Annotated in this window: 12 protein-coding genes; 3 read left to right on the forward strand and 9 right to left on the reverse strand. The window is 71.2% G+C overall.

Annotated features, from left to right (window positions below; all coding sequences use genetic code 11):
* Positions 1-425: 425 nt before the first annotated feature.
* Both WME85_RS36645 and WME85_RS36650 read right to left on the reverse strand, forming a co-directional pair.
* Positions 426-998, reverse strand: a complete 573-nt coding sequence (locus tag WME85_RS36645; protein WP_437827722.1) for an RNA polymerase sigma factor — start codon at positions 996-998, stop codon at positions 426-428.
* A gap of 453 nt (positions 999-1,451) precedes the next feature.
* A complete protein-coding gene (locus WME85_RS36650; RefSeq protein ID WP_437827723.1) occupies positions 1,452-2,858 on the reverse strand; it encodes an RNA polymerase sigma factor in 1,407 nt (468 codons plus the stop codon).
* Between the two features lie 475 nt (positions 2,859-3,333).
* On the opposite strand from WME85_RS36650, the gene WME85_RS36655 reads away from it, so the two are divergent.
* Positions 3,334-4,572, forward strand: coding sequence for a hypothetical protein (locus WME85_RS36655; RefSeq protein WP_437827724.1), 1,239 nt, complete (start codon positions 3,334-3,336; stop codon positions 4,570-4,572).
* A gap of 115 nt (positions 4,573-4,687) precedes the next feature.
* On the opposite strand, the gene WME85_RS36660 is transcribed toward WME85_RS36655, so the two are convergent.
* Positions 4,688-5,698 carry a hypothetical protein gene (locus WME85_RS36660; RefSeq protein ID WP_437827725.1) on the reverse strand — a complete coding sequence of 337 codons (1,011 nt, stop codon included), beginning with the start codon at positions 5,696-5,698 and terminating at the stop codon, positions 4,688-4,690.
* Positions 5,699-6,664: 966 nt separating this feature from the next.
* Here WME85_RS36660 and WME85_RS36665 point away from each other — a divergent pair.
* On the forward strand, positions 6,665-7,528 hold the full coding sequence (locus WME85_RS36665; protein WP_437827726.1) for a hypothetical protein: 864 nt from the start codon (positions 6,665-6,667) through the stop codon (positions 7,526-7,528).
* A gap of 75 nt (positions 7,529-7,603) precedes the next feature.
* The gene (locus WME85_RS36670; RefSeq protein WP_437827727.1) at positions 7,604-8,560 is read left to right on the forward strand and encodes an Rpn family recombination-promoting nuclease/putative transposase; all 957 of its coding nucleotides are present in this window, start codon (positions 7,604-7,606) and stop codon (positions 8,558-8,560) included.
* Positions 8,561-8,819: 259 nt separating this feature from the next.
* Here the strand turns inward: WME85_RS36670 and WME85_RS36675 are convergent, their stop codons facing one another.
* The 6 genes from WME85_RS36675 to WME85_RS36700 all read right to left on the reverse strand — a co-directional run bounded on the left by WME85_RS36675 (position 8,820) and on the right by WME85_RS36700 (position 15,361).
* The gene (locus WME85_RS36675) at positions 8,820-9,572 is read right to left on the reverse strand and encodes a ferritin-like domain-containing protein (RefSeq protein WP_437827728.1); all 753 of its coding nucleotides are present in this window, start codon (positions 9,570-9,572) and stop codon (positions 8,820-8,822) included.
* Positions 9,569-10,801: a hypothetical protein gene (locus tag WME85_RS36680; protein ID WP_437827729.1), complete on the reverse strand. Its 1,233-nt coding sequence runs from the start codon at positions 10,799-10,801 to the stop codon at positions 9,569-9,571. The genes WME85_RS36675 and WME85_RS36680 overlap by 4 nt, the downstream gene beginning before the upstream one ends.
* 321 nt (positions 10,802-11,122) lie before the next feature.
* On the reverse strand, positions 11,123-11,617 hold the full coding sequence (locus tag WME85_RS36685) for a VOC family protein (RefSeq protein ID WP_437827730.1): 495 nt from the start codon (positions 11,615-11,617) through the stop codon (positions 11,123-11,125).
* A gap of 55 nt (positions 11,618-11,672) precedes the next feature.
* Positions 11,673-12,530 (reverse strand): helix-turn-helix domain-containing protein, encoded by an 858-nt coding sequence (locus WME85_RS36690; RefSeq protein WP_437827731.1) that lies wholly within the window; start codon positions 12,528-12,530, stop codon positions 11,673-11,675.
* A 138-nt stretch (positions 12,531-12,668) separates the two neighbouring features.
* A complete protein-coding gene (locus WME85_RS36695) occupies positions 12,669-14,000 on the reverse strand; it encodes a c-type cytochrome (protein ID WP_437827732.1) in 1,332 nt (443 codons plus the stop codon).
* On the reverse strand, positions 13,997-15,361 hold the full coding sequence (locus WME85_RS36700) for a DUF1501 domain-containing protein (protein WP_437827733.1): 1,365 nt from the start codon (positions 15,359-15,361) through the stop codon (positions 13,997-13,999). The genes WME85_RS36695 and WME85_RS36700 overlap by 4 nt, the downstream gene beginning before the upstream one ends.
* Between the last annotated feature and the right edge of the window lie 10 nt (positions 15,362-15,371).

The following is a 15,371-nucleotide window of genomic DNA, read 5'->3' on the forward strand; positions in this document are numbered from 1 at the left end:
GCGCCTTCACGCTTGACATTTGCGAGACGCCTTGGAATCACTTTCGCCCGACGCTCCGAGCCGATCACGCTGGCGGTGTTCATTGAACCGCCCACGCCACGTGCCGTGTTCCGGGGGGACGCCGTGCTGATGCCCATCGACGAGCACTCGCTTCGCGACCGGCTTCACGATGACTTGAGACAACACCTGCCCACGGCCTGCAAGATCAAGTTACAGGGTATCCTGCTCGCTCCGCACAACGCGCAGCTTCCGCTGCCGAGGCTCGCGAACAAGCGAAGGCCGGCCTCACGATCCCGCCCATCCGGTACACTCACAAGGCTGGCTGGGCCGAGCGGGTCGAGTTCACCACCTTCACCACGCCCACGCCGCGGTGAGGTTTCGAGGTCGTCCGGCACAGACCAGCTCGCGCCGCTGAGCGCCCGGACCTACCAGAGCCGCCGCGCGATCCGGCGGGCGAGCGCCTTTCTGGCGAGCTGCAGCCGTCGGGCGGCCGTGGCCGGAGCGAGGCCGTGAGCCCCGGCGTGGGCGGTGACGGTCCGGGGGCCTGCCGCGGCAAGGAGGAGATCGCGACGGCGCGCGGGCAGCTCGGCGAGCGCGCGCAGCGCGGCGCGGGCCAGGAGCCGGCCATCCAGGTCGACGCTGCCCTCGTCGACCAGCGCGCGCGGGTCGTCGACCGGAACCTCGCGGCGAACGTGGGCGCGCCCTAGGTGATGGCCCGCCTGCCGCCACGTGATGCCCTGCAGCCACGCACGGAGCGCGCGGCGCGGGTCGGCCCGCGGATCGGGGCGGTACCTGCCGGACTGGATGGCTCTCCAGGCGGCGACGAGCACGATCTGGAGCAGATCCTCGCGATCGCGCGCGGGGACGCCGCACGCGATGAGCGTGGCCACGATGAGGCGCTGCTCCGCCACGAGGGCGCCGACCGGTGGGAAGACCGCCGCGCGCGGCGGCATCGATAGCGGCGGAGAGGGCGGCGCGCCGCTCTTCCGATCGCTCACCGGGCTCTCCGATGCGTCGAGCCTCGGCCGGCCGCTGGCAAACCAGGCGAACTGTTGCTGTCATGGAAGGTAGTTTTTCTGGCGGTAACTCGGAGCCTACCGAGCTCATGTTGTACAGTGAGCCAGCGCTGCTTCTGGAACTGCGCGTCCATGCGCGCGAGTTCCCTGAGGCGCCCGCAATTCGCTGCGAGATCGATCGAACGGGCTCGGTTTCACGCCCATGATTCCTCGTGAAGCTCGCGCTGGGGTGACGAGCGGCGTGGCTAGAGCTCGAGCGCAAACGCTCGCTGGAGAGCCCGGAGCGGGAGAGGGCTCAAACCGCCAAGACGCCAAGGACGCCAAGGAGAGGAGAGAATATCCATGGTGCCCAGGGTGCCTTGACGACCCCCTCTTCCAGTCGATCCGGCCGACTCTCTCTTCCAGTCATTCAGAACAGATGAAGGGCGCCGGCCTTCACGGGAGGCTGTTCAATGCGTCCTCGATCACGGGCAGGTACGCGCTGCCAGGGAAAGCCTCGCGGAACCGGGCGGCTCGCGCTGCGGCCTCGGCGCGCCGGCCGGCCTGGACGAGGGCCTGGATCGCCACGGTCTCGCGTTGCTGGGCTCTCGGGCTGCGTGGGTAGCTCCGCGCGTGGCGATCGAGCGCATCGAGCGCATCGGTCGCCTTCCCCGCTCCGAGCGCGGCGATGGCGCGCTGGAGCAGGGTCAAGTCCGTGTCCAGCGGCGGGACGGCCACCTTCACGCTGGTCGCGGCAGCAGGCGGTGCCGGCGCCGAAACGACCCATGACGGAGCCGCCGGGATGGCAGCGAGCTCGACCGTCGTACCCGAGCCGACGGGGGCAGCCGCCAGCATGTCGCCGCGAGCGAGGGCGATCTCGGGTGGGACGGCGCGAGGCAAGGCGGCGTAGACGGTGCCCGCGCCAGCGCCGGCACCGGCCAGGAACAACGCCGCGCCTGCCGCGGCGAGCTTCGCCCGCGCGACCTCGATGCCCGCCCGCGCGAGGCCCGCCGGGGCGCCGCTGGCCGCCCACCCTGGGACCGCCTCCGCTGCGCCGTCGCGGAGGGGAAAGTCCGCCCGCGCCGCCTGGCTGGACCGGGCGATCCCCTGGCCGTCCCTGGCGGCGGGCAGCGCCTGGAGCCGCGCCCACAGCAGCTCGCCGAGGTCTTCCGGGAGGGCGAGCCGAGCGTCCCCGAGATCGAGCAGCAGTGGCCCGTGCGCCAGGGCGAGCGGCGCCAGCGCGAAGCGGGCACCGCACACGCCGAGCGCGTCGCGGTCGCTCGCGCTCAGCCGCCTGACTGCCGCCGCGAAGTCCTTGCGGGCGCGCCGCAGCCGGTCCCACGCGGTGTTCTCCGAGACCTGGAGCGCCTCGGCGATCGCGCGCATGTCGAGGCCCTCGAGCTCGTACAGGATGAACACGACGCGCCGGTCGCCCTCGAGGCGCTGGACGAGCTCCCGGACGATCCGCTGCGTCTCCGCCCGCGCGTACAGCGATTCCGGGTCGCACCCCGGGTCGACGACGTCGATGCGCTCGGCCTCGGAGCGCGCGAGCAGCTCGCGCTTGTTCCGGGCGAGCCGCTGGTGCCGCAGGGCGAGGTGCGACGCGATGCTCGCCACCCATGCCTTCATAGGAAGGCGGGGGTCGTAGTCGTCGAACCGGCGGTGCACGACCAGGAACACTTCCTGGGCCACGTCGCGGAGGTTCCGGGCCGGGACGCCCATCCGCCAGAGCACCCGGAGGACGTACCCGAGCAGGCTCTTGTAGACGTCCTCGAAGGAAGGCCGCGGCAGCTCTGCCGCCGGCTCAGGGGCGGCGTCCTGGGCGGGGACCGGCGACAGCCGGCGGGGTCGTGACTCCCTCATCAGTACTTATTCCGGCGAGATGGGCCGGGTTGTGGCGAAATCGTCCGCGGGACAGAAAAAAGTCCGAAGGGCCGGCAGCTCCCTGCGGGTTCTTCGTCGGCCACCGTCGTCCTGGCGCATCACGTTACGTTTCTCTGTTCCGTTGCAAAATCGGCCAGGCTGGCAGGCGACCGGCGGTCGACTCGAAGGTACCTGGCGGTCGATGAGCCTGTCGCGAGCTCTCGGCGCGCTCTGGCTTTCCAGTGACCGGGGCCGGATCAGCAGGCGTGGACGAGGCGCGACATTTTTGCAGCGGCTCTGGTGAAAGTGCGGTGGCTGCAGGAAGGTACCCCCGGCGCATTCCTCCGGCTGAGGGGGCTTCTCGCCTCGCTCTTCCCGTGGTCCCCTGCGGAGGCGCTCGCGCCGTGGCACTGCGAACTCGGCCGCTGCGTCGCCGAAGGAGAGGAATGAGCCGATGAGATCGTGGGGTCGATCCGTGAGAACCAGCGAGGTGATGGCGTGCAGTGCCGCGGTCCTCCTGCTCGAAGCCCTGGCCTTGGCAGGCGGTTGCGTGGTCGTCGGCGACATCAAAGGCGTCGATGTCTGCCAGGATCCAACCGTCCCCGGCGCCACGGACCCGGGCGGCCCGTGTTACGATGCCGGAGCCGACACGTGCGGCGATGCCGGTAGCGACACAGACGACGCTTGCAGCGACGCGAGCGCGGGCGCGGATCTCGACAGCGCCACAGCTCCCGGCTTCGACCCCACCCTGCCACAGGCCTGCTCGGGGCAGTGCGTGCCCAGAGCACCGCTCGACTGGTCCGAGCCAGCGCTGCTCTGGATTGGCGCACATGACCAGGCGCCCGACTGCCCCGCCTCCGCGCCCAGCATTGGCTACGAGGGTCATGCAGACTTCACGGCGGCGCCGCACGCGTGCCCGGCCTGCCTGTGCGATCCGCCGGACGCGTCGTGCGAGCTGCCGGCCGCGTGGCGCGCCCACGCAAGCTTTCCTTGCGACGTCCCTGGCGCCGCCGAGACCTCGTTCGCAGCACCGGACGGATGGGACGGCGCATGCACCTCGACGAACGCGGTCCCGGCCGAACAGCTGTGCGACGGCGCCCTCTGCGCGCAGTCGCTCGGGATCCCCGCCCCGCGCGTGCTGCCCGGAACCTGCGCGCCGAGGGTCGTCGAGGCGCCTGAAGGGCCGGAAGAGGCCGGGACCAGCGGGGGCTTCGCGACCTTTGCCCGGGCGTGCACCGGCACCGTGGTCGCCTCATGCGGCGATCCCGGGACGGTCTGCATCCCGGCGCCTCCGGCCGGCGACGGCGCGCCGCCCGAGGGGTTCCTGACGTGCATCCATCACGAAGGAGAGCAGGACTGCCCGGAGAGCTATCCGGATCGGCACGTCTTCTACGCAGGCGCCGACGACACGCGCAGCTGCGCGCCGTGTGGCTGCGCCGAGCCAAGCGGGGCGACCTGCAGCATCCTGGCGTCCGCGTTCAGCGACAGCGCGTGCTCGCAGTTCGTCGTCGGCGTGGTGGTGAGCTCTGCAGCCCCCTTCTGCGGCGCGATCTCCCCCGGGACGGCGCTCGGGAGCAAATCGGCGAGCGTCGTCCACCTCGATCCGGGCACATGCGCGCCGACCGGCGGCGAGCCGACCGGTGGCGTCGCGCTGCGCGGCGCCGCGACATTCTGCTGTCGCCCTGAGGCGGTACCTGAGCAGACACCTACCTGAGGCAGGCGGGCCAGGGTTCTCACGGCCGCGTCCACGCGCCGCCTCGTCCACATGCTTCCAGCACGCGCCATGCTCCCAGCAGGCGCGTTCCGAAGGTCGAACTGTCGTACGTGGCTCAGAACGAAGCGACCAGACGCAGTGCTCCTACTGTGGAGGTCGCTGCTGTGGATGAGCTCGATCCGCCAGGAAAATTGAGCGCTGGGCGGCTCACATTGACGAAAAAGTCGCCGCTGAGCTGCGCAGCAAGCTGGTGCGAGATCGGCACCTCCACGCCACCTCGTAGCCCGAGCCCCGCGGACGGCAGCATCGCCTCCCCCACGAAGTTGGCCATGCCGAAGTGCCGCACGCGTCCTGCCGTGCCCAGGCCGCAGCCGAAGAACCAGGCGGCATGCCCGCAGGCGACGAGTGAACCGCCGAGCCAGGACACGCCGAAGATCCTGCCGTGATACGGCTTGGCGGCGACCGGCAGGTGCCAACCTCCCTCCAGCGAGAGCGCGAATGCCTCCCATCGGGCCCCTATCGACCCCGAGAACCCGATGGCCGGGGCAGGCGCGATGCCCTCGGCGAGCAGCGCCCCCAGGCCGACCTGAAGCCGCGGCCACGCCAGCGAGGGGCCCGGGCGCGCCGCGGGCCGCGCCGGAGCGGCGGGCTGGCACGGCGCGCAAGGCGGCGCCGGGACCGGGGCCGGCGCGCGCGGCGAGGCCTCTGACGCCGGCGGGGAGGCTGCCTCCAGCGGCGCCGGCTCTGGCGATGGCGGGGGCGGCGGCGCTGGCTCCCGCGCCGATCGCGCCGGGCGCAACATGATGGCGAGGGCAGTACCGACGTCCTCCACGAGCGCCCCGCACGCCGTGCTCGCGAGCTCCTGGCCGCCGAGCCGCCGGCCGTCGCTGTCGTACAGCGCGATCTTCCCCAGGAAGCGGCGCCCCTGGCGCGCGAGGACCACCTCGACCAGCCGGCCGCTGCCTTCCCCGAAGGGGTCGGCCCCGCCGAGCTGCGCGGCGACGACGTCCCGGAACGCCTGCTCCTCGGGGCACCCCTCCGCGCCCGGGCCGCGCGTGTAGGACAGCCGCACGCCGCCCGGCGGCGCCTGGCCAAGGACCGGCGGCGCGGCCAGCACCAGGGACACGGCAACACTGCACCCGAGGACGTTCAGACGTGGATGGCGCAAGGGACTCCGCTCGAGCGTGAGGCACCGGATCAAGGCCAAAACCGAAGGGCCACGACCGGATGCGACCGGCTCCGAGTGGAATTACGAAGCTCGACCGGCACCCGACAATGCATTTTTCCGCGTCGGCACGATCCGTTATGCCTGCCCTGTCAGGCGCTGGAACCCTCGAGGCCTGCAGAACGGGTCGACGACCCTTTCCGGGAAGCCGACCGGCCTTTCCAGCAGGTCGGCGACCTCTGAAAAGAACCCGATCGGTCCGCGCCAGCACGACGGCGACCCGTTCCAGGATGCCCGGGGGCATCTCCGGGCAGGCCGGCGACTCGTCCGCGAAGCCCCGGAGCCTCGCCCGCAGGTCGGCAACCTGTCCGGGAACCCTCCCGGCATCGCCCACAGGTCGACGACCCATCCGGGAACCCTCCCGGCATCGCCACAAGGTCGACGACCCGTCAGGGAACCCTCCCGGCATCGCCACCAGGTTCCCGACCCATCCGGGAACCCTCCCGGCATCGCCCACAGGTCGACGACCCGTCAGGGAACCCTCCCGGCATCGCCACAAGGTCGCCGACCCATCCGGGAACCCTCCGGGCATCGCCCACAGGTCCCCGATCCGTCCGGGGACCCCTCCCGGCACCGCCACCAGGTCGACGACCCGTCCCCGCAAGCCCGGAACACCCCCGGGACAGCGCTCGCCGCGCGCCGCCCTCCCCTGCCCGCAGCCGCAGAACCCTCCGTCCGTCATCGAGGCAGGTGAACAGGAGCGAAAAACTTCAATGTCACTCCTCTCCTCACCGCTCTTCGCCTGTCCCCCCCGCGCTCCGCCGCTCGCGTCGCATCGATGCTCTCGAGCATCCCTGTGGCGCCGAGAGCACATTGACGACGACAGGAGCCCTGGACTCGGAACACCTACGTTCATAGCGTGGCACGATGGACCAAACGTTCGATGCTTCGGTGTATGTTCGTGCTCCCATCATCAACATCGCCAACGGCGTGACCCTCGCCAACGCGCTGGTCGCAGCCTGTCCCGAGACGGCGCCGGAGAACGTCGCCAAGGCGCGCACGAAGCTGAAGGCCGCCGCGGAGGCAGGCCAGAAGGCGCTCACCGCGCGCCGCCGGGAGAACGGCGCCCTGTCCGAGGAGGACGTGCGGGTGCTCGACCGGGAGGCCGACGCGAGCTTCGGGGCGCTGCGCATGCGCCTCATCGCGTACTCGATGCTGCCCCCCGAGCGCTTCCCGAAAGCGCGGCGCGCGGAGGAGCTGGTCAAGGAGCTGTTCGGCGATGATGGCCTGTCGTTCCTCACCGCCGAGTACTCCGCGCAGAACACGGTCATGGCCTCCATCGTGGAGCACATCCAGGAAGCCGCGCTCCAGCCGGAGATCGACGCGCTCGCCGGGCCCGAGTTCCTCGAGCAGATCGGCAACGTCCTGCCGCGCTACGACGTGATGGTGAGAGACAGGCTGCAGAAGGAGGCCGCCGCGACATCGAACCTCGCCACCTTCGTGCGCGCCATCCAGTCCGCCATCGTGAGCTACGCGACCAAGGTGGCCGGCATGGTCGACGAGGACGAGCCCGCGACGATCGAGGCCGTCCGAAAGGCCCTGCGCCCGCTCGACGCGCACCGCGAGACCGGCGCGCGTCGGACGCAGGGCGGCGCCAAGGGTGAGGCGACGAGCGGCGCGCCGGGCGGCGCCAAGGGCGAGGCGACGAGCGGCGCGCCGGCCGTCCCGGCTGCGCCGACGGCGGCCGGGGCTGGAGCCGCCGGCGGCGGAGAGCTGAGCGCGCCGGTCTGAGAACCCGGCAGATCGAGGAGATCCGCCAGCGCCTACCCGCTTGCGCCCCGCGCCGGACGACTGCAAAGCTAGGGCATGCGCTTCGCCGACCTGAAGAACGACTTCGTCTTCCGGCGGATCTTCGCCAACCACCCCGACATCCTGCGCGGCCTGCTCAATGACCTGCTCGAGCGCCAGGGCGAGCGGGCCATCGAGGTCATCGAATACCTGCCCAGCGAGCAAGCGCCGCACGTCACCGGCGCCAAGCTGTCCATCCTCGACGTGAAATGCCGTGACCGCGCGGGCACCACGTTCGTCGTGGAGATGCAGCTCATCCACGTGCCCGGGTTCGTCAACCGCGTGGTGTACAACGCCTGCAAGGCCTACGTGGCGCAGCTCCAGCGGGGCGAGCCGTACACCAAGCTCGCCGACGTGGTGGCGGTGTCCATCTGCGACTTCGCCCTGTGGCCGGACGCCGAGCAGGACGCCCAGGACCTGCCGCGGGTGCCGATGCTCAGCCGCTGGAACATGACCGAGCGGAGCAGCGGGCAGAACGGCCTCTTGCAGGTCCAGTACGCGTTCCTGGAGCTGCCCAAGCTCCCGAGGCGGTGGCCCGAGACCGGAGCCGAGCTGTGGGCCTGGCTCTTCGTCCACACCCCCGACTTCGCCGAGGTGCCGCCCGAGCTGCCGCCAGGGCCCCACCGGGACGCGGTGGAGCTCGCCAACGAGGCGACCTTCACACAGGCCGAACAGGAAGCCTACCAGCGCGTGATGGACGAGATCCAGCAGGCGCGCGAGCTCGTGAAGCTCGCCGCCGACGCCGAGGCGCGCGCAGCCGACGCCGCGGCGCGCGCAGCCGACGCCGCGGCGCGCGGACGACAGGAGGGGCTGGCCCGGGCGATCCTGGCGGTCCTCGCGGCGCGCGGCATCGCCGTGGACAGCGAGACCCGCGCGCGCATCGAGGCGTGCACGGACGCAGCCACGCTCGACAGGTGGATCGCGCGCGCCGCGACCGCGGCCTCCGCCGAGGACGTCGTCGCGCCCGTGGCATGAGCGCGGCGATCGGCGCCGGCCGCAGCCGAGGAGGTCGTCGCGCCCGTGGCATGAGCGCGGCGATCGGCGCCGGCCGCAGCCGAGCGCTGCAGCAGCACAGCAGGCTCAGCCAGCGGGCGAGCGGGCGAGCGGTCATCCAGCGCCAGACCGTCCATGAGACATGAAACGCGCGCGCGGGCGCCACGCCCGCCGGGTGTACCCTGCGCGCCTGGCGCCCGCGAGCTGCGGGCCTGGCCTGGTTACAGGACGAGCCTTCAGCTCAGCTCGTCACCATGTTCGCGTGATCGCCCTTCGCCCGGGCGAGCACCGACGCCTTGATCCAGGACCGCACCCTCATGAGGTGGCGCGCCTCGGCGGCGCGCGCGTCCATGAACCGCGCCGTGATCTGCGGGTCGTTGAGGCCCTGGGACATCTCGATGAGCACGTCCCACGCGTCGTTGTCCGTGAGCTCGGCGATCAGCATCGCCTCCAGCGCGTCGGCCAGATTGGTCCTCGGATCCGTCACGACCTTGATCAGGCCGCACGAGGCGACCCCGTGGACGTCGGCCAGCGGCGTCTCGGCCGTGGGATCCGCGCCCAGAGTCCGGACCACCGAGGCGACAAGGAGGAAGTGCTCCGCCTCGTCCCGGTAGATCTGCTCGATCTCCTCGCGCGCGGGGCCGCCCTCGAACGAGCCGAGCGCGTCGAACTTCGCGAGCACCCCCTTCCATAGCCGGCTCCCCGCCCGCTCGAAGGCGAGCCGCTCGCCCAGCTTGTCGAGCAGGACGAGCGGCGCCTCGCCCTTCAGCGCCTGGAGCGCCGTCTTCACCGCGCCCTTGAGCGTGCCAGGCGGGGGCATCGTCCCGACCCGCTCCTCCCGCCGCGCGTAATGGGCGATGACACTCGCGATGGCCGAATCGTCGCCCGCGCTGCTCGGCGGCATGATCTTCGCGCCCACGACGACCTCCTTCGAGTCCATGGGCGACATGTCCATTCCGGTGCGGTTCATCCCCGCGGTCGTCTCGGTCTTCATGCTGACCTCATCTTGTAAACCTTCGCGCCATTGCCGTTCGCGCCGTTCGCTTCCTTGGCCTGGCCCGCCAGCGCGGCGAGCTCCGTCCCGGGGACCCACACGTACCCCGCGGCGACCGTCTCGGAGGGCGAGCCAGCCATGTTGAGCCGCTCGCGGTAGGCGATCGTCTGCGGCGACTCCGGCACCTGGCGCGGATCCACGATGTTCTTGCCGACAGCGCGCAGGGGCACCTCGCTCTGCAGCACGCGGCGGACGAACTCGCGGTGGCTCCTGAACTCGATGGGATCCGGCAGCTCCTTCGGCAGGATCTCCGCGGCGTCGCGCTTCTCGATCGTCTCGAAGAGGCGGCGCACGTGCTGCAGCTGCCCGAGCTCGTAATCGACGAACCGCTCCCAGATGGCCTTGATCCGGGGGTTCGACTCGGACTGCGCACAGCTGTAGTAGTTGTAGACCTCGGTCGCCTCGTGCAGGAGCCACTTCTCGATCCAGCTCTCGTTGGGATCGATGATCGACTCGTACTGCGTGACGTGCTGCTCCTCGATGGAGGCGATCTCGGCGTAGAGCTGCCGCGCCATCGGATCGGCGAAGGTCGGCCCGACGTTCATGTAGTAGTCGTGCGTCTGGTGCTCGGACGCCATGATCGTGAGCGCGTTCAGCTTGGTCAGCGGCGCCGCCGTCCTCCGATCATAGGGGGCCCGCAGGTCGTCGTCGGGGTGGCGGTGCTCCACGCTCGTCGGCCTCCCCGGACAGATGTCCGTGTAACACTGCAGGATGTTGTTCGAGTCCTTGCCATGCACCCGGTCCATCAGCGCCGAGTACCGGTACAGGTGGTCGAAGTCCTCGAGCATCCCGAACCGGTAGACCTGGGCCATGTACTCGTCGGGCTCGTTCATGGCGACCGACGCGGTGACCTCGATCGCCACCTGCTCGAAGCCGATGGTGGTCTCGAGCACGGACAGATCGCCCGGCAGGAGCCAGTTCACCATCGTCTGCTGGTGGTGCTCGACCCGGCGGATGAGGGCCAGCTCGCGCTGGAGCGCGCCGTTCATGCGAGCACAGGCATGAGAGAAGCGCACGGCCTCGGACTCGATGCCGTTCATCAAGATGATCCGGACGCGGGTGAACGCGTCATCGTTCAGCTTGCTCGACGGGATGCTGACCATCTCCCGCCAATCGAACTGCTGCTTGTCTAGCGGTGTGCCCCGCTCGTTCAACAAATCAAGTGCCACCTTGACCTCCAGTCTCCGGGGTATCTGCAAGAGGCGCTCCACGGGGGCGCCAGCCCTGTCCACGACAGCCGCGCTCCACGCTGAGGCACTTGGCCACAGCTGTCGCAAGATCGCCTGAGCGCTACTTACCTCCGGCGCTCATGACGCGCGCGTGGCGGCTGGCGGGCTCAACTGGATCGGTGAACGCGCGGTATGCAGTATACGGATGAGGCGCCCGCGCGCCACGGGCTCTGCGGTATCCGTGGCGCGGCAGGCGAGGTGTGCTGTCGAAGAGAGTGCTGTCGAAGAGCGGATGGAGGACCTATGTCCCAGTCGAGCGGCTCAGGCGGCGCTCGTGCCCTTCTCTTCCCACCACTGCGCCATGCGCGCCTGCATCTCCTCCACGGAGACGTCCTCGATGACGGCCGACAGGACCCACTGGTGACCGAACGGGTCCTCCACCCTCCCCTCGCGCCGGCCGTAGAACTGGTCGTCGATGGGATAGATGATCTTGGCCCCCGCCTCGACGGCGCGCGCGGCGACAGCGTCGGGGTCCTCGACGTTGAGCGTGAGGACGATCGGCGAGCCGCCGAGCGCCCTCGGGCCGCGCGCGTTCCACTGGGGGGCCTCGTCCGCGACGCTGATGACCGAATCGCCGATGATGAGCTCGGCGCAGACGATGTTGCCGCCCAGCTTCGGATCGGCGAGGCGCAGCTTCTCGGTCGCGCCGAACGCCTTCTTGTAGAAAGCGATGGCGTCCGACGCGCCGGCGACGACGAGGTGAGGCACGACGGCGTGGTAGGGGGGCGGGGCGATGGGGTGCGGTCGCTTGGTCATGGGCGGAACATGTCCGCGCGACGGGAGGGGGTATTGTAAAAACGTGCCCGCCGGCTCAGCCGTCGAGCCGGACGTGGTTCCGCTCGCGGCGCCGCGCGACGTACTCGGTCGGGGTCAGGCCCGCGAAAGCGCGGAAGTCATGGATGAAGTGCGCCTGGTCGTAGTAGCCGCACGCGGCCGCGACGCCCGCCCACGAGACGCGCTCGCCGCGCTCGATCGCCGAGATCACCTGCTGGAAGCGCCGCACGCGGCAGTAGCGCTTCGGGGTGAGGCCGACCTGCTCGGTGAAGCTGCGGATGAACCGCTTCGCGCTCATCCCGAGCTGCCCGGTCACGTCGGCCACGGTGCTGGCGCGCGACGGGTCGGCGAACGCGGCGAGGGCGAAGTCGACCGCGGGGTCGCGCGCGGGCGGCGCGCGGGGGCGGAGGAGCCGCGCGGCGAGGGCGGACTCGAGCGCGCGGAGCCTCGCCTCGGGGGTCTTCGCCTCGAGGACGCGCTCGCGGACGAGGTCGGCCTCGCGGCCCCAGATCGCCTCGAGCGAGACGTGGGCGCCGCCGAACGCCTCGACGTCCACGCCGAAGAACGGGAACGCGCCGCCCGGGGTGAACTCGGCGCCCATGACCTCGCGCTGCTCGGCCGTGTCGATCGTGATGTGCTCGGCGCGGGCGCCGCAGACGGCGATGCCGCTGAGGCGGTGACAGCGCGGGGGCGAGGGGGCGCCGTCGACGGCGGCGACGCCGGTGGGGTCGTCGTACCAGCGCAGCTCGTCCTCGGCGATATTGATGAGGAGGTTCACCGCGCCGCTGGGGAGCACGCGCTCGAGCAGATGGGGGAGCTCGGGGGTGGCGTAGTACCAGAGCTGGCTGACGAAGCGGGTAAGAGGGGGTGGCGGGGTGTGGACGACGAAGCGCATGGGGCGGCCCGGGGAGACAGCATGCCACGGGCGGAGGACGAGCGGGGTGGGTGTCGCGGTGAACCTGGCCGCGCTCCCGTTCCCGTGCAGGGCCGAGCGAGGAGGCCTCGAGCGCCGCCCGCGCGGGCGCCCGCCGCCTCAGCGGACGCCGTCGATCCAGGCCGCGATGATCTCCCGGTCGCTCTCGGAGAACTCGATGCCTGGCGGCGGCATGTCGCGCTCGACGACGACGCGCTGGCGGATGGCCGTCCGGTGCGACACCCATGCCGCGTACGTCGATAGATCGATCGCCGCAGGCCCGCCCGGCAGGTGGCACAGGCTGCACGACGCCTCGACGATCGGCCGGATCTGCGCCTCCCAGCTGTCGGCGTCCTCGCCCTGCGACGCGTCCGCCGAGAAGCGCAGGAGCTCGCCGCCGGCGATGGCCCAGACATCGCCCGTGCTCGCCGCGATCAGCCGGGCATCGAGCGCGAGCCCGATCCCCTCCGTGCGGACCACCGCGTCGCGCTCCAGGAGGCCGAGCTCCGACCCGATGCCCAGCCACACGTGGCTGCCGGACGCCGCGAGGCCGTGGATCGCCGGGCCGCCCTCCTCCGCCTCGTACACGAGCGCGAGCGCGCCGTCGTCGTTTTCCCGGTACACCGAGGTCGCGGTCGCGGCGACCAGCCTGCCCTCCGGGTCGAACGCCACGTGCGCGGCCCCGGGGACGGCGAACGTCGTGATCTCCTCGGCGGCCAGCTCGAAGGCCTGGACGGCGTCGGCGCCCGCCAGGGCGATGCGCCCGCCGTCGCTGGCGGTCAGGCTGGTGAACGGGCCCGTCGCGTAGTGCGTCACCAGCTCGCCGTCCGCGATCGCCACGCCCTCCTCGAGCCCGAACACCGCCTTCCCGCCGCTCGTCGCCACGGCCGTCACCACGTCGTGCTCGAGCCCGTAGCGCGCCGAGATGCTCTCGACCGGAACCCGCGGCCGGATCCGGAACACGCCGCCTTCGCCGTCGATCCCCACCGTCCAGCCGCCGCTCGTGCGATCGGCCGCGGGGACCACCCCGCACGCGCGCCAGTCGACCTTCGTCGAGTCCGTGCTCGCGACCTCGCCGTGCTCGAGCACCACGGCGCCCTTGCTCCCGAGCACCACGACCGTCTCGCCGCCGTCGACCACGCTCGCGACCTGCCCCACGTCCGCGTCACCCCGACTCCAGACGACCGGATACACGGCGAGCACCTCGTCGGGCTGCGGTGGGTCGGCGTCCGGCGGACCGGCGTCCGGCGCATCGCCGTCCGGCGCATCGCCGTCCGGCGCATCGCCGTCCGGCGGACCGGCGTCCGGCGCATCGCCGTCCGGCGCATCGGTGTCCTCCGGGCCGGTCTCCTGCGGGTCCTGCTGCTCCGGCGCGGGCGAGCCCTCCCCGCCCCCGCCGCACGAGAGCGGGAGCAGCGCCCCCACGATCAGCCAGAAGCGGCGCGCCCTCATGTGGCCAGGAGCTCCGGCATGATCTCCCCGTCGCGCAGGTACTTGCCCGGCTCGATGCCGAAGGCGCCGAGGAAGGTCGCGAGCACGTCGGCGGGGCTGATCGGCCGCTCGCCGTCCGAGAACGACCGCGTCACGACGGGCAGGAGCTGCTCCTCGTCGCTCCGGCCCAGCGCGAAGTTGCCCCTGAACCGCGGCGAGAGGATGAGCGCCGAGTTGTTCGGGTAATGATCGCGCCCGCCCGCGGGGTTCATCATCGGCCCACGACAGAACTCGCTGATCACGAGGATGTGCGTGTGATCCGAGAGCCGCTCGCCGTCGAGCGTCGGGTGCGGCGACGCGTCGAGCACCTGCACGAGCGTCGCGATCATGTCGAACGCCTCCTGAAGCATGAGCGCGTGGTTCTGGTAATTGCCTGTGTGCGTGTCGAAGCCCTGCAGCCCGAAGCTCGCGCACCGCACCACGTCGCGCTTCATCGCCTCGACCGCGAACGCCGCGCTCACCGCCTCGCCCCCGTGGAACCTGCCGCCGTAGTCGAAGCTCGGCTGCGCGACCTTGAGCTCGCTCGCCGTGAACACGTCGCGGATGCCGCTCGAGAGGACCTTGCGCAGCGACTCGTAGTGCAGGGCCATGCCCTCGTAGACCTCGGGGTAATACGCGATGTCCGCCAGGTCCCTGGCCTCCTGGATGAGGAGCTGAGAGATCTGATCGCGGTCCTCGGCGCGGTCGTAGCGGGTCGTCCTCGTGAGCGACTTGCCGATGGCGCCGATCGAGTCGACGAGCACCGGCATGGCGCGGCGATCGAGGTTGCTCCCGACGAACCACGACGGGAAGCGCGCCGAGACCAGCGGGAAGAGCTCCGCGAGGCCGAGCTCGTTCGCGAGGATCGTGTCGATGCTCGGCGACACCGCGCGGCTGCCGACGAGGTGCTGCCCCGTCGCGGAGAACACGGTGCCGTCGGGGTGGCTGACCGTGTTCATGGCAATGCCGTTCACGATGCACATCCGGTCGTAGAGGTCCGCGAGCTTGCCGATCGCCGGACCGAACACGAGGTTGCTGCCCGAGGGCCGGACGAGCTCGAAGGTGGACGCGCCCGGCTCGAGCGGCCTGTCGACCCAGCGGGTCAGCCCGTCGGTCCTCAGGCTCTCCGTGCTCGGCGGGTCGACGAGGCCCCGGCGCTCGTTGCGCGGATCGGACCAGAGGAGCACGTCCCAGCCGCCCGTGATGTCGATGAAGATGAAGTACTCGTGCTCCCCGTCGGGCGGCGCGGCGAGCGCGCGGAGCACCGGAACCCCGGCGGCCGCGAGCGCCGCGGCGCCGCTCAGCGCCTTGAGGAACGTCCTGCGGTTCGAGCAGCATCTCATGGTCGGCTCC

Source organism: Sorangium sp. So ce1153 (assembly GCF_051521595.1).
Classification (GTDB): domain Bacteria; phylum Myxococcota_A; class Polyangia; order Polyangiales; family Polyangiaceae; genus Sorangium.

Bases quoted from the DNA above. Each gene is read 5' to 3' on its own strand.
- WME85_RS36685 (WP_437827730.1), bottom strand. From the start codon at position 11,617: ATGACCAAGCGACCGCACCCCATCGCCCCGCCCCCCTACCACGCCGTC.
- WME85_RS36670 (WP_437827727.1), top strand. From the start codon at position 7,604: ATGCGCTTCGCCGACCTGAAGAACGACTTCGTCTTCCGGCGGATCTTC.
- WME85_RS36665 (WP_437827726.1), top strand. From the start codon at position 6,665: ATGGACCAAACGTTCGATGCTTCGGTGTATGTTCGTGCTCCCATCATC.
- WME85_RS36690 (WP_437827731.1), bottom strand. From the start codon at position 12,530: ATGCGCTTCGTCGTCCACACCCCGCCACCCCCTCTTACCCGCTTCGTC.
- WME85_RS36695 (WP_437827732.1), bottom strand. From the start codon at position 14,000: ATGAGGGCGCGCCGCTTCTGGCTGATCGTGGGGGCGCTGCTCCCGCTC.
- WME85_RS36700 (WP_437827733.1), bottom strand. From the start codon at position 15,361: ATGAGATGCTGCTCGAACCGCAGGACGTTCCTCAAGGCGCTGAGCGGC.
- WME85_RS36650 (WP_437827723.1), bottom strand. From the start codon at position 2,858: ATGAGGGAGTCACGACCCCGCCGGCTGTCGCCGGTCCCCGCCCAGGAC.
- WME85_RS36675 (WP_437827728.1), bottom strand. From the start codon at position 9,572: ATGAAGACCGAGACGACCGCGGGGATGAACCGCACCGGAATGGACATG.